Source organism: uncultured Alsobacter sp., assembly GCF_945952055.1.
Taxonomy (GTDB): Bacteria; Pseudomonadota; Alphaproteobacteria; order Rhizobiales; family Beijerinckiaceae; genus Alsobacter.
Genome location: NZ_CAMFHB010000055.1, coordinates 23197 through 36127 on the forward strand (window position 1 = coordinate 23197; position 12931 = coordinate 36127).

Consider the following 12931-nt stretch of genomic DNA (forward strand, 5'->3'; position numbering starts at 1 on the left):
GTTTCCGATGAACATCGCCGACCTCGTCGCCATCGACGTCCACACCCATGCCGAGGTGTCCTGCCGCCAGGAGCCCGATCCCGTCTGGGCGCCGTTCGACGAGGCGGCGAGCAAGTACTTCAAGGTCGGCAAGCGGCCGACCATCGCCGAGACGCTGGCCCATTACCGCGAGCAGAAGATCGGGCTCGTGATGTTCACCGTCGACACCGAGTTCGAGATCGGCAACCGCCGCATCCCCAACGAGGAGATCGCCGACGCGGCGCGCGACAACGCCGACATCATGATCGCCTTCGCCTCGATCGACCCGCACAAGGGCGGGCTCGGTGCGCGCGAGGCGCGGGCGCTCGTCGAGGCGGGCGTGGTGAAGGGCTTCAAGTTCCACCCGACCTGCCAGGGCTTCTTCCCCAACGACCGGATGGCCTACAAGCTCTACGAGGTGATCGCCGAGTACAAGCTGCCGGCCATCTTCCACACCGGGCACTCCGGCATCGGAACCGGCATGCGTGGCGGCGGCGGCCTCAGGCTGAAGTACTCGCAGCCCATCCACGTCGACGACGTCGCGGTCGACTTCCCGGACATGACGATCATCCTCGCCCACCCGTCCTGGCCCTGGACGGACGAGGCGCTGTCGATCGCGCTGCACAAGCCCAACGTCTACATCGACCTGTCCGGCTGGATGCCCAAGTACTTCCCGCCGCAGATCGTGCAGTACGCGAACGGCCAGCTGAAGCACAAGATGCTCTTCGGCTCCGACTTCCCCCTCATCGCCCCCGAGCGCTGGATCCGCGACTTCCATGCCGCCGGCTTCAAGCCCGAGGTGCACGACCTCATCCTCAAACAGAACGCCATCAAGGCCCTGCGGCTGGATGGGGGTGCTTGAGTTCGCAAGCCCGCCACCCCTCCACCGTCTTGCCCGGGCTTGGCCCGGGCACCCACGACTTCACTGGGGCCGCCCACAGTCGTGGATCCCCGGGCCAAGCCCGGGGAGGACGGAGAGAGGGTGCCTGACGAGAAGACCAGGACTGCCGCCAGGATCCCGCCCATGACCTACACCGCGCCCGTCGAGACCATGGCCTTTGCCCTGTCGGCCATCGCCGACCTCGAGTCCGATGCCCGGGAAGGCTGGGCCGCGGATGCGAGCGCCGACGTGGTGGACGGCATCCTCGCGGAGGCCGGCCGCTTCGCCGCCGGCCGCCTCGCGCCCCTGAACCGCGACGGCGACCGCCTCGGCGCGACACTCGCCGACGGCGTCGTCACGCAGCCGCCCGGCTGGCGCGAGGCCTACCAGGACTGGGCGCAGGGCGGCTGGAACGGCATCGACCTGCCGGCCGACTGGGGCGGCATGGGCCTGCCCACGCGGCTCGCCGCCGCCGGCATGGAGATGTGGACGAGCGCCTGCATGTCCTTCGCGCTCGGCCCCGTGCTGACGCAGGGCGCCGTCGACACGCTGGTCCTGCACGCCACGCCGGAGCTGCAGGCGCGCTACCTCCCAAAACTCGTCTCGGGCGAGTGGACCGCCACGATGAACCTCACCGAGCCGCAGGCGGGCTCGGACCTCGGCGCGCTGCGCACCCGCGCGGTGCCCGCCGGCGACGGCACCTACCGGCTCTTCGGCCAGAAGATCTTCATCACCTATGGCGAGCACTCGCTGGCCGACAACATCGTGCACCTCGTGCTGGCGCGCCTGCCCGACGCGCCTCCCGGCTCGCGCGGCATCTCGCTGTTCCTCGTGCCGAAATTCATCCCGAACTCCGACGGCTCTCCGGGCACGCGCAACGACGTCGTCTGCGCCGGCCTCGAGCACAAGCTGGGCATCCATGCGAGCCCCACTTGCATGATGGCCTTCGGCAATGCCGAGGGCGCGGTCGGCTGGCTCGTGGGCGAGGAGAACCGCGGGCTCGCCTGCATGTTCACGATGATGAACAAGGCGCGCCTCTACACGGGACTCCAGGGCGTCGCCATCGCGGAACGCGCCACCCAGCAGGCCCTGGGCTACGCCCGCGAGCGGCGCCAGGGCCGCGCGCCCGGATCGGGCGACGCCACGGTGCCGATCATCGCCCACCCCGACGTGCGGCGGAACCTCGCCACCATGCGCGCGCTGACGAGCGCCGCCCGCGCCGTCGCCTATGCGGCGGCCTCCGCCATCGACCGCGCCCATGCCCATCCCGACCCGGCCGAGCGCGCCCGCGCCTCCGACCTCGCCGGCCTGCTGACGCCGATCACCAAGGCCTGGTGCACCGACATCGGCGTCGAGGTGACGTCGATCGGCGTGCAGGTCCACGGCGGCATGGGCTATGTCGAGGAGACGGGCGCGGCCCAGCACTTCCGCGATGCCCGCATCCCGCCGATCTACGAAGGCACCAACGGGATCCAGGCGATCGACCTCGTCACCCGCAAGGTCCTGAAGCCCGGCAGCACGGTGGCGCGCGACACGGTCGCGGGCTGGCAGGCGCTGGCGCGGGAAGCGGGCGGCGCGGGCGCATTGGCACCGACGGCCGCCCTCGTGGCCGAAGCCTGCGCGGCGCTCTGCGAGGCGACCGGCTGGATCGAGACACACGCCAACAACACCGCCGCCCTGCTCGCCTCGGCGACGCCCTATCTGCGGCTGTGGGGAACGACGGCGGGCGCCGCCGGGCTGCTCAAGGGAGCCCGGGCCGCCGAGGCGCTGCGCAAGGCTGGCGACGACCGGCCGGTGCTGTCCCAGGCCATCGACGATGCAAGGTTTTTTGCGGCCAACATGGCCGTGCTGGCGCCTTCCCTCCGCCGGATCGTCTGCACGGGATACGTGCCCGATCAGTCGGCATTCTGACAACGCAACCATCAATACGCCTTGAAAGCGTATCGTTGATCCTTTCCCCGGCCTTTGCTATCGTTCCCCCAGAGGAAACTGGCCATGCCGCGCGTCGGGATCGACGACAATCACCGCTTCACGATGCACATCCCGCCGCTCGAGAAGGCGCGGTTGATGCGCGCCGCGGCGCTGGAAGGCACGACCCTGAAGGATTTCATGCTCCGCAACTCGTTGTCGGCCGCCGAAGCCGTGATCGAGAAATTCGAGCGGATTTCCCTGTCGGAGCGGGACACGCTGCGCGTGCTGGACCTCCTCGACCATCCCCGCGAGCCGAGCCCGCGCCTGGTCAGGGCCATCAAGGCACGGTCCGATGCCCGATGACCGGGCTGCCCGCCTGGCATGAAGAAGCGATCTCCAAATCGCACGATCGGCGCAGTTTCGACTGCGGCGACGGTGATCTGAACCAGTTCCTGGCACAGTACGCGCGGCAGGCCCACGAGGCCGGCTCGGCCAAGACCTACTGCGCCGTCGTCACGGCGCAGCCCGCCAAGGTGCTCGGATTCTACACGATCAGCCCTGCCCAGATCGAGTTCGCCGCGGTGCCCATGCAGAGCCGCCCGCGCACGGCGGGGCGATACCCGTTCGGCTGCTTCCGACTGGGCCGGCTCGCCGTCGATCGGTCATGCCAGGGCCGGGGACTGGGGAGCCAGTTGCTGGCCAGCGCGCTCGAACGCTGCTGCAGAGCCAGCAAGGAAGTCGGAGGCACCGCCCTGCTGATCGACGCGAAGGACGATGCCGGCGCCGGATGGTACGAGGGCTTCGGGGCCCTCAGGCTCCTCGACCGCCCGCTGTCGCTGGTCCTGACCTACGCCGAGTACAACCGCGCCCGGGTCATGGCGGGGCTCGAACCGTTGTAAGGGGAGCACCGCCATCCTGCGTCCTTCGACTCGGCCGCGTTGCGGCCGGCTCAGGATGAGGGGCGTTGTAGTGGAGCAAAACACACAAAGCCCCTCATCCTGAGCCGGCGCCGGAGGCGCCGAGTCGAAGGACGCAGAACCTCTCCGTGCCCCTCAGCGCCCCTTCTCCTTGCGCCAGGCGTCGAAGGCCACCTTGTTGGCCTCGTCGGTCGGGGGGTAGAGCCCGAGGATCGACTGGCCGTCCATCACCCGCTCGGTGACGAAGTCCTCGAACGCCGTCATCTCCACCGCCTCGGCCGCGACCTCGTCGGCGATGCCGGCGGGGATGATCACCACGCCCTCGCCGTCGCCCACGACCACGTCGCCCGGCCACACGGCCACGTCGCCGCAGCCGATCGGCACGTTGATGTCGAGCGCCTGGTGCAGCGTCAGGTTGGTCGGCGCCGAGGGGCGCTGGTGGTAGGCCGGGAACGGCAGCTGCGCGATTTCCGGGCTGTCGCGGAAGCCGCCATCCGTCACCACGCCGGCGACGCCGCGCTTCATCAGGCGCGACACCAGGATCGAGCCGGCCGAGGCCGCGCGCGCATCCTTGCGGCTGTCGATCACCATGACCGCGCCGGGCGGGCATTCCTCGACCGCCTTGCGCTGCGGATGGGCCCGGTTCTGGAACACCGACAGCGGGTTCAGGTCCTCGCGGGCGGGGATGTAGCGCAGCGTGAAGGCCTCGCCGACCATGGTGCCGGCGTTGGGGTTCAGCGGGTGGACGTCCTGGATGAACTGGTTGCGCAGGCCGCGCTTGAACAGCGCCGTGCACAGGGTGGCGGTGGAGACCGTCTTCAGCCGGTCGCGGGTTTCGGGCTTCAACATGGGGGTCCCCTCCGTCAGGCCAGTTGGATGGCGATGCCGTCGGCCGTGCCGACGCGCAGCGTGGTGCCGCCGACGGAACGCAGGCGCAAGGCTCCGTAGGCCGGCTTCCAGGCGCCCTCGGCCTTGGCCGAGACCACCGTCGCGTCACCGTCGCGCGTGGCGCTCAGCGTGATCGTGAGCCCGGCGCCCGTGCGCCAGCCCGACGTGTCGCCATCGTCCTCGTAGAGCTCGACGGTGGCCTTGACGGGCGTCCCGTAGACGAGGATCTCGCGCACGGTGTCCGCCGCGGGGTCGACCTTGTCGACGAGTTCGCTCACCGGCAGCAGGGCGCCGGCCCGCACGAAGAGCGGCACGCGGCCGAGCGGCGCGTCGATCTCGGCGACGGCGCCGCCCGGGTGGTGCGAGCCGTCGTGGAAGAAGTACCAGCCGCCCTCGTTCTGCGGCAGGTAGGCCCGGCGCCGGGTGGCGCCCTCCTCGAGCACGGGCGCGACGAGCAGGTCGGGGCCGACCATGAACACGTCCTCGACCGTGCGCGCGGCGGCGTCCTGCGGGAAAGCGAAGAACAGCGGCTGCGCGATCGGCGTGTCGTCGCGTGACGCCTTCCAGAGCTGCGTGTAGAGGTAGGGCATCAGCCGATAGCGCAAGCGGATCGCCTCGCGCACCTGCGGGATCTTCTCCGGATACATCCACGGCAGCGTCGTGACGCCGTCGTCGTTCCACGAGTTCATGACGAAGCGCGGCCAGAACGAGCAGAACTCGACGAAGCGCACGAGCAGCTCGGGGCTCGGGCTGGGCCCGTGGAAGCCGCCCGCGTCATGGCCGATGTTGAACATGCCCGTGAGGCTCATGTTGAGCCCCTGGGTCAGGTTGAAGCGCAGCGTCTTCCAGGCCGTCGCGTTGTCGCCCGACCAGGTCTGGGCATAGCGCCAGATACCCGCGGAACCGCCGCGCGTGATGGCGTAGGGCCGCTTGCCGGGTGCGTGCTCGGCCTGCGTCTGGAAGGACAGCTTCGTCATGATCAGCGGCTGCGCGCTGCGGGCGAGCTTCTGCGGGAAGGGGCGGCCGTCGCCGTTGCACACGGCGTCCTCGTCCCAGATCTCGTACTCGTTGTTGTCGTTCCACACGGTCTGGACGCCGTAGTCGAGCAGCGCCGTCTGCATGCCGGCGCGCCACCAGGCGCGACCGTGCGGATGGGTGAAGTCGAGGTGGTAGCCGAGCCCGTCCCAGAACTGCGCGACGGCCGGCTTGCCGGTGTCGCCGTCCATGACCAGGCCGCCGTCCTTCAGGAGCTCGCCGAGACGCGGATGGTCGTCCAGCAGGCAGGGCTTGAGGTTCGTGACGGGATGGAGGCCGACGGCATTGAGGTGCGCCAGCGTGCCCTGCGGGTCCGGGAACTTGTCGCGGTTCCAGTGGAAGGCATAGCGCCTGCCGTTGATCATCGTGTAGCCGGAGCCGAAGTGGAAGCTGTCGCACGGAATCGAATGCGCCTTGCACTGTTCGGCGAAGTCGCGAACGCGGGCCTGCGCGTCCGACGCGTCGGCGATGGCCATCGACGTCTGCGCGAAGCCGAGCGTCCATTTCGGCGCGAAGGCCTGGCCGCCGGTGAGCCACGAGAAGCGCTTGACGATGCCCGGCACGGTCGGCGCGCCGAGGACGTAATAGTCGAGGTCGCCCTCCTCAGCCCGCCAGAAGCGGAACAGGCCGTGGTAGTTGTCGATCGTCTCGCCGAGGTCGACCTCGCCCACCGCGTAGCTGTCGTAGTAGATGCCGTGCGGGCCGGCCGGGCCATCGACGATGTAGAACGGGATCATCTTGTAGAGCGGATCGCTCGTCTCGGCGTCAAAGCCGCAGGGGTCCACCGCGTCGATGCGGAAACGCCGCCCGGTGCGATCGAGCGGGCCCGACTTGTCGCCGAGGCCGTAGTGGCGCTCCGCCTTGCCGCGGGCGATGAAGTGGGACACGGCGCCGGTCTGGCGCGACACGAAATAGGCCTGCGTGCGCCGGTCGCACAGGAAGGGCTCCGCCTCGCCGGCACGGTGCCAGGCGATGCCGAACGGCTCCAGCGTCACGACGGCCGTCAGCGCCTTGCCGGCGATGACGACGCGGCCCTGCTCCTCGGTCACCGTCACGGCCGGGCAGCTGAAGCCCGCGACGTCGTCGCGGCTGCGGCCCTCGTAGGGCGGCTCGAGCCCGCCCGGCGCGATGCTCCATCCGCGGTCGAGCCGGTAGCCGCCATCGCGGCGCATGACCACGCGGCCGATGTCGTCCTCGAGAAGGCCGATGCGCAGGTCGACACCGTGGTCGAGGTCGAACACGGCCCAGAGGCCATCGCGGCCGCGATACCGGCCGAGGGTGAGCGATTTCATGGGCAGTCTCCGAAGTTCAGGCGGCGCGGCGCACGAGGCCGGCGGAATCGAACAGGTGCAGGCGGTCGCGCACGAGGCGCAGGGGCAGCATGTCGCCGCGCGTCGCCGCGCAGTCGCCATCCTGCTTGATGGTCATGGAGGGCAGCGTCTCGCTCTGCCCGTAGAGGTACGTCTCGCCGCCGAGATGCTCGACGAGGTCGAGGCGGATCATGACGTCCGCGTCCTCCCGGCCGCAGAGCGCGACGTGCTCGGGACGGATGCCGACGGTGACCTCTTCGCCCGCCGGAAGTCCTGCCGCGGCGGGCAGGTCGAGGCTGCGTCCGCCGGCGATGGCGATCGTCCCGGGAGCGGCGACGGTCCCCTTCAGGAAGTTCATGCGCGGGGAGCCGATGAAGCCGGCGACGAACTGGTTGGCGGGCCGGTGGTAGAGGTCGAGCGGCGTGCCGACCTGCTCGATGCGACCGGCGCGCAGCACCACGATGCGGTCGGCGAGCGTCATCGCCTCGACCTGGTCGTGGGTCACGTAGATCATCGTCCCCCCGATCTCGGCATGCAGCGCCGAGAGCTCCTTGCGCATCGCCACGCGCAGCTCGGCGTCGAGGTTGGAGAGCGGCTCGTCGAACAGGAAGATCTTGGGATCGCGCACGATGGCGCGGCCGATGGCGACGCGCTGGCGCTGTCCGCCGGAGAGCATCTTGGGCTTGCGCTGCAGATAGGGCTCCAGCTGCAGCATGGTCGTCGCCCGCTGTACGCGCTTCTCGATCTCCGGCCGCGGCAGGCCCATGTTCTCCAGCCCGAAGGCCATGTTCTGATAGACCGACATGTGCGGGTAGAGCGCGTAGCTCTGGAACACCATGGCGAGCCCGCGGTCGGCGGCCGGCACGTCGTTGACGACCTTGCCGTCGATGCTGACCGTGCCGTCGGTGATCTCCTCCAGCCCCGCGATCATGCGCAGCAAGGTCGACTTGCCGCAGCCGGACGGACCGACGAAGACGACGAACTCGCCGTCGCCGATGGAGAGATCCACCCCGTGGATCGTCTTCACGGGTCCGTAGCTCTTGTGGACACCCTTGAGTTCGAGCTGTGCCATGGCGTGTCCTATTTCATCCCGGTGTTGGCGATGCCCGTGGTGATGAAGCGCTGCAGGAAGACGAAGACGAGCGCGACGGGGGCCAGCGTCACCACGGTCATGGCGAGCAGGTAGTGCCACTGCACCTGCAGCTCGCCCTGGAAGGCGTTGAGGCCGATCTGCAGCGTGTAGCTCTCGGTCTTGGTGAGCACCGCGAGCGGCCACAGGAACTCGTTCCAGCGCCACATGATCGAGAAGATCGCGAGCACGGCCAGCGCCGGCAGCGACAGCGGCATGACAATGCGCCAGTAGATCTGCCACTCCGACGCCTTGTCCATGCGCGCCGCCTCGATGAGATCGCGCGGCAGCGTCAGCATGTACTGGCGCAGCAGGAACACGCCGGTCGGCGTCGCGGCGCCTGGCAGGATGACAGCCCAGAGGCTGTTCACCATGCCGAGCGAGGCGACCACCATGTAGACCGGCACGAGGATGATCGTGATCGGGATCATCAGCGTGCCGATGACCGCGAGCATCGCCGCGTTGCGCCCCCGGAACTCGTAGATCGACAGCGCATAGGCCGCCATGGAGTTGCTGATCAGCGTGATCAGCGTCGCCACCACGGTCACGAACACCGAGTTCGCGAGGTAGCGCGTGAAGGCGAACTGCTGCAGCGGCTTGGTGTAGTTCTCCAGCGCCAGCTGGAACTTGCGCACCGGCTCGCGCCGCTCGATCGGCACGCGGATGACGGTGCCCGGATCCTTGGGGTCGACCATCTGCGCCTGGATGCCGACGCGGCGGACCTGGGCGAGCGTGCGCACGCTGCCGTCGTCCATGGTGACCTTGAAGAGCGGCAGCGGCTTGTCGCCCTGGCCCGGCACCATCACCTCCTCCTGCGTCATCGGCAGGAGGGAGGGCGGGAACTCGAGCAGCGCCGCCTGGGTCTTGAAGGACGAGAGCACGAGCCACAGCACGGGCCCGAACATCAGCACCACGCCGAGCGCGAGGTAGCTGTAGGCGGCGATGTCGGTCCAGTGCCAGCGCCGCCCGCGCCGACGGGTCACGAAGTCGGCGACGCTCATGTGGGCTTCTCCCCTTTACGGGCGAAGAAGAGCTGCAGAAGGGTCAGCGCGAAGAGCACCACGCCCAGCATCACCGAGGCGGCGCCGGCGAGCCCGAAGTTCTGCACCTGGTTGGAGAAGGCCGTCTCGTAGATGTACTGCACCACGAGCAGCGTGGCCGTGCCGGGGCCACCGCCGGTGAGCACGAAGACCTCGTCGAAGGTCTGCACGCCCTTGATAAGCGACAGCACGATCACGACGATGAGGTTGGGCATGAGCAGCGGCAACGTCAGCCGATGGAAGGCGCGCCACTTCTTCGTGCCGTCCATCTCCGCCGCCTCGTAGATGTCGGCGGGGATTGCCTGCAGGCCGGCGAGCAGGATCAGCGTGTAGAAGCCCATATGGGCCCAGATTGACACGAAGACCGCCCAGAACATGGCCCAGCCCGGCTCGACGAAGAACAGGATCTTCTCGCCGCCGAGCGTGGTGATGGCGCCGTTGAGCAGCCCCTCGCGCTGCAGGATCCACTTCCAGATCAGCGCCACGACGACGGGCGAGAGCAGCACCGGGAAGAAGTAGACCGCGCGGAAGAAGCCGCGGCCGCGGATCTTCATGTTGAGCACCACCGCCGTCAGCAGCGAGAACAGCACCATGAACACGACCTGCAGCACCACGAAGGTGATGGTGTTGTAGACGCCGCGCCAGAAGTGGTCCTCGCGGCAGGTCGAGGGCTGCAGGTGGTTGGTGCAGTCGAGCAGCGTGGCGTACTGGCCGAGTCCCACGAAGGGCCGCTCGGAGAGGTAGAGCTTGGAGCCGCCCGTCAGCGAGTAGCCGACGTTCAGGATCAGCGGCAGGAACACGAAGAGGCCGAACAACAGGAAGTTCGGCAACAGGAAGACGTAGGGCATGCGCCGTTCGCCGATCGCGTTCTGGACGGCGCGCATGGGGATGTCCAGGACCTTCATGATCAGCGTGTAGGGCGCGGACAGCACACCGCCGAAGCGGTCGCCGATGCCGCCGGACGCTGCCTTGCCGGACATGCGCGCTCTCCCTGGGTTCAGTCCACTATGAGCCCGTGACCAAGCGGGTCGCGGCACGGTCGAATTCCAGGCCCGCCACCCACCACGCGTCCTGCCCGGGCTCGGCCCGGGCATCCACGACTTTGCCGGCGCCGCGTGCAAGTCGTGGGTGGCCGGGCCAAGCCCGGCCATGACGGTGGAGAGGTGGGCATGGACCGGGTGAGGACGAGCCTCACCCGACCCGGCAGGTGCGAGGGCCCCCGGCCCTTACTTCTTGCGCTCGGCGATCTGCGCCGCCACGTCCTGCTCGATGCGCTTGTAGGCCTCGTCGAGCGTGCCTTCGCCCGCCACGACCTGGCCGACGCGGCTGATCACGGCGTTGAAGATGATGCGGTTGTAGGTGTAGCCCTGCAGCGCGTAGGCGGTCTGCGAGACCTGGCCGACCTGCTTGCCGAACACGCCCAGCGCCTGCTTGGCGAGCGGGCTCGCGGACGGGTAGTCGATGCCCTTCTGGGCGAGGCCGACATGGCCCGGCACGAAGAGCGTGCGGGAGTAGAACTCCTGCGCGACCGGCTCGCTGGCGAGGTATTCCATCACCTTGGCCACCGCCTGCGGGTTCTTCGTCGTCTTGATACCGACCAGCGCCGCGCCGCCCGGCATGCCGGTGCAGCCACCCGCGCCGCAGGGGTTCGGCACCGCGACCCAGTCGAAGGCGTTGCCGATCTGCTTGTCGAACTGGCTGATCTGCCAGGAGCCCGACATGTACATGACGACCTGGGCGTTCTTGAACTCGTCATTGGCGCCGCGATAGGTCGCCCCCGACACCGAGCCCCAGAGCTCCTTCGACATCACGCCGGTCTTGTGCCAGTCGACGACCATCGAGGCCGCCGTCTTGAAGCCGTCGTCGATGACCGCCGGCTCGCCCTTGGCGTCGAACATCTTCGCGCCCTCGGAGATCGCCATGCCGAGGAAGCGGTGGCCCGAGCGGTCGATGGCGATCGGGAACGGCGCCTTGACCTTGTCGGCGACCTGCTTGGTGGCCTTGGCCCAGTCGGCCCAGGTGGCCTTCTCGCCCGGCAGCGCCACGCCGGCCTGCTCGAACAGCGTCTTGTTGACGAAGGGGCCCGTGACGGTGAGCTGCGTCATGTAGCCGGGGATCGAGGTCGTGTCGCCGGGAAGGCGCATCCACGACAGGAACGGCCCGTAGTTCTTCTCGAAATAGGCGGCGTCCTTCAGGTGCGGCCGCAGGTCGAGCATGAACTTGGCGACGCCACCCAGATCGACGACGCGGGCGATGTCCGGCCCCTCGCCGGCGGCGAGCTGCACGGGCAGGTTCTCGTTGATCGCCTTGAAGGGCACCTGGTCGAGCACGACCTTGATGTCGGGGTTGGCCTTCTCGAAGCGGGCGAGCAGATCCTGCATCACCTCGCCCTCGTTGCCGTCGGAGTACCAGGTCATGCGCAGCGTGGTCTGCGCGAAGGCGCCCGAGGCGCCGGCGACCGAGAGGGCGATCGCGCTCCCGAGGAGCCAAGCCATCCGCTTCATGTCGTTTCTCTCCCTGCGAGGTTGTCCGGTCGCCTGCGCGCCGGGCGATGGCGCTCCCCGTGCCGAGGATCCGCCAGCGTCTTTCTTGCTTTTGGCAAACGTTTGCCTATCTTGTCAATCCACAACCGATGAGCGATGCCGGTCAGGCTGCGCCGCATGAAGGGGACGCTGGTGGACGACAAGGTCAGGGGACGCCCGGACGCGCCGGTGTCCTTGGCGGATCTCGCCAATGAGGCCGGGGTCTCGATCTCGACCGTTTCGCGCATCGTCAACGGGCAGATCCACAGGGCATCTCCCAAGACGGTCGCGCGCATCCAGACGCTCGTCAAGGAACTCGGCTACCGGACCAACCACGCCGGACGGAGCCTTCGCCGTGGCGACAGCCGCCTCGTGGCCATGCTGGCGCCCAACATCGACAACCCCGCCATGGCCGCCATCGCCGCCTCCACCGAGGCCGCGCTGCGCAAGGCCGGCTACGTCATGATCCTGTGCGACACCCACGACCGCGCCGACCTGCAGGACGAGTACCTGCAGGCCATGCGCGCCCAGGTCGCCCACGGCTACGTCATGGTGAGCTCGGTCCGCAGCCCCGAGCTTTCGGCGGCGGTCGAGCGCGGCGATCCGATGGTCTTCGTCGGCCGCCGCAGCCCCTACGGTCCCGCAGCCTATGTCGGCATCGACAACCGCCAGGCCGGTGCGGACGCCGCGGACCACCTGCTCGCCCTGGGCCTCGACCGGCCCGCGGTCCTGCGCCCGGCCGTGCTGTCCAACTCGATCGCCGACCGTGTCGAGGGCTTCCTAGATCGGCTCGCCGAGCGCGGCGTGCCGCGCAAGGCGATCCGCATCGCCAGGGGCGACGGGGCGAGCCATCTCGACTTCGGCTACGACGCGGCGAAGGCCCTCGTCGCGAAAGGCGGCTGGCCCGCGGCCATCATGTGCCCGAGCGACCTCATGGCCTACGGCGCGTATCGCCTCGCCCACGAGCAGGGCATCGACGTACCCGGCGCCTGCCGCATCGTCGGCATCGACGAGAATGCCCTCAACGCCTGGATCGCCCCCTGGCTCACCTCGATCCGCATTCCCTACAAGGACTACGGCGCCAGCGTCGTGGAGCAGCTGCAGGCCCTGTGGGCCGGGCAGGCCCCGCCGGAGAGATTGCTGCCGCACGAGCTGGTCGTGCGATAGCGGGAATTCACGACCTCTCGCCGTCCCCTCGCCCTCTCCACGCGTCCTGCCCGGGCCTGGTGTAAATACCGGAGACATCCCTGACACATGTTCGGGGACATCCCTGACAGTCTT

The 12931-nt window shown here is 68.9% G+C and carries 11 protein-coding genes; 5 read left to right on the top strand and 6 right to left on the bottom strand.

What is annotated here, in order from left to right; all coding sequences use genetic code 11:
- Positions 1-7 precede the first annotated feature (7 nt).
- From Q0Q47_RS26905 to Q0Q47_RS26920, 4 genes are all read left to right on the top strand, one after another.
- Positions 8-880 (top strand): amidohydrolase family protein, encoded by an 873-nt coding sequence (locus Q0Q47_RS26905; protein WP_293867525.1) that lies wholly within the window; start codon positions 8-10, stop codon positions 878-880.
- Positions 881-1042: 162 nt separating this feature from the next.
- Positions 1043-2809, top strand: a complete 1767-nt coding sequence (locus tag Q0Q47_RS26910) for an acyl-CoA dehydrogenase (RefSeq protein WP_293867527.1) — start codon at positions 1043-1045, stop codon at positions 2807-2809.
- An 84-nt stretch (positions 2810-2893) separates the two neighbouring features.
- On the top strand, positions 2894-3172 hold the full coding sequence (locus Q0Q47_RS26915; RefSeq protein ID WP_293867529.1) for a DUF1778 domain-containing protein: 279 nt from the start codon (positions 2894-2896) through the stop codon (positions 3170-3172).
- The gene (locus Q0Q47_RS26920) at positions 3169-3708 is read left to right on the top strand and encodes a GNAT family N-acetyltransferase (RefSeq protein WP_293867531.1); all 540 of its coding nucleotides are present in this window, start codon (positions 3169-3171) and stop codon (positions 3706-3708) included. The genes Q0Q47_RS26915 and Q0Q47_RS26920 overlap by 4 nt, the downstream gene beginning before the upstream one ends.
- A gap of 153 nt (positions 3709-3861) precedes the next feature.
- Here the strand turns inward: Q0Q47_RS26920 and Q0Q47_RS26925 are convergent, their stop codons facing one another.
- From Q0Q47_RS26925 to Q0Q47_RS26950, 6 genes are all read right to left on the bottom strand, one after another.
- Positions 3862-4575, bottom strand: a complete 714-nt coding sequence (locus Q0Q47_RS26925) for a ribonuclease activity regulator RraA (protein ID WP_293859836.1) — start codon at positions 4573-4575, stop codon at positions 3862-3864.
- A gap of 14 nt (positions 4576-4589) precedes the next feature.
- Positions 4590-6941: a TIM-barrel domain-containing protein gene (locus Q0Q47_RS26930; RefSeq protein ID WP_293867533.1), complete on the bottom strand. Its 2352-nt coding sequence runs from the start codon at positions 6939-6941 to the stop codon at positions 4590-4592.
- Positions 6942-6957: 16 nt separating this feature from the next.
- Positions 6958-8031: an ABC transporter ATP-binding protein gene (locus tag Q0Q47_RS26935; RefSeq protein WP_293867535.1), complete on the bottom strand. Its 1074-nt coding sequence runs from the start codon at positions 8029-8031 to the stop codon at positions 6958-6960.
- A gap of 8 nt (positions 8032-8039) precedes the next feature.
- Positions 8040-9089, bottom strand: a complete 1050-nt coding sequence (locus tag Q0Q47_RS26940) for a carbohydrate ABC transporter permease (RefSeq protein WP_293867537.1) — start codon at positions 9087-9089, stop codon at positions 8040-8042.
- Positions 9086-10033, bottom strand: a complete 948-nt coding sequence (locus Q0Q47_RS26945) for a carbohydrate ABC transporter permease (protein WP_293867543.1) — start codon at positions 10031-10033, stop codon at positions 9086-9088. Before Q0Q47_RS26945 ends, Q0Q47_RS26940 begins: the two co-directional genes overlap by 4 nt.
- Positions 10034-10354: 321 nt before the next feature.
- Entirely contained in the window at positions 10355-11632 is a 1278-nt protein-coding gene (locus Q0Q47_RS26950; protein ID WP_293867539.1) for an ABC transporter substrate-binding protein, read from the bottom strand.
- A gap of 135 nt (positions 11633-11767) precedes the next feature.
- Between Q0Q47_RS26950 and Q0Q47_RS26955 the strand changes: the two genes are divergently transcribed.
- On the top strand, positions 11768-12817 hold the full coding sequence (locus Q0Q47_RS26955) for a LacI family DNA-binding transcriptional regulator (protein ID WP_293867541.1): 1050 nt from the start codon (positions 11768-11770) through the stop codon (positions 12815-12817).
- Positions 12818-12931: the final 114 nt, after the last annotated feature.

Bases quoted from the DNA above. Each gene is read 5' to 3' on its own strand.
- Q0Q47_RS26905 (WP_293867525.1), top strand. From the start codon at position 8: ATGAACATCGCCGACCTCGTCGCCATCGACGTCCACACCCATGCCGAG.
- Q0Q47_RS26915 (WP_293867529.1), top strand. From the start codon at position 2,894: ATGCCGCGCGTCGGGATCGACGACAATCACCGCTTCACGATGCACATC.
- Q0Q47_RS26930 (WP_293867533.1), bottom strand. From the start codon at position 6,941: ATGAAATCGCTCACCCTCGGCCGGTATCGCGGCCGCGATGGCCTCTGG.
- Q0Q47_RS26950 (WP_293867539.1), bottom strand. From the start codon at position 11,632: ATGAAGCGGATGGCTTGGCTCCTCGGGAGCGCGATCGCCCTCTCGGTC.
- Q0Q47_RS26955 (WP_293867541.1), top strand. From the start codon at position 11,768: ATGCCGGTCAGGCTGCGCCGCATGAAGGGGACGCTGGTGGACGACAAG.
- Q0Q47_RS26910 (WP_293867527.1), top strand. From the start codon at position 1,043: ATGACCTACACCGCGCCCGTCGAGACCATGGCCTTTGCCCTGTCGGCC.
- Q0Q47_RS26940 (WP_293867537.1), bottom strand. From the start codon at position 9,089: ATGAGCGTCGCCGACTTCGTGACCCGTCGGCGCGGGCGGCGCTGGCAC.
- Q0Q47_RS26945 (WP_293867543.1), bottom strand. From the start codon at position 10,033: ATGAAGGTCCTGGACATCCCCATGCGCGCCGTCCAGAACGCGATCGGC.
- Q0Q47_RS26925 (WP_293859836.1), bottom strand. From the start codon at position 4,575: ATGTTGAAGCCCGAAACCCGCGACCGGCTGAAGACGGTCTCCACCGCC.
- Q0Q47_RS26935 (WP_293867535.1), bottom strand. From the start codon at position 8,031: ATGGCACAGCTCGAACTCAAGGGTGTCCACAAGAGCTACGGACCCGTG.
- Q0Q47_RS26920 (WP_293867531.1), top strand. From the start codon at position 3,169: ATGACCGGGCTGCCCGCCTGGCATGAAGAAGCGATCTCCAAATCGCAC.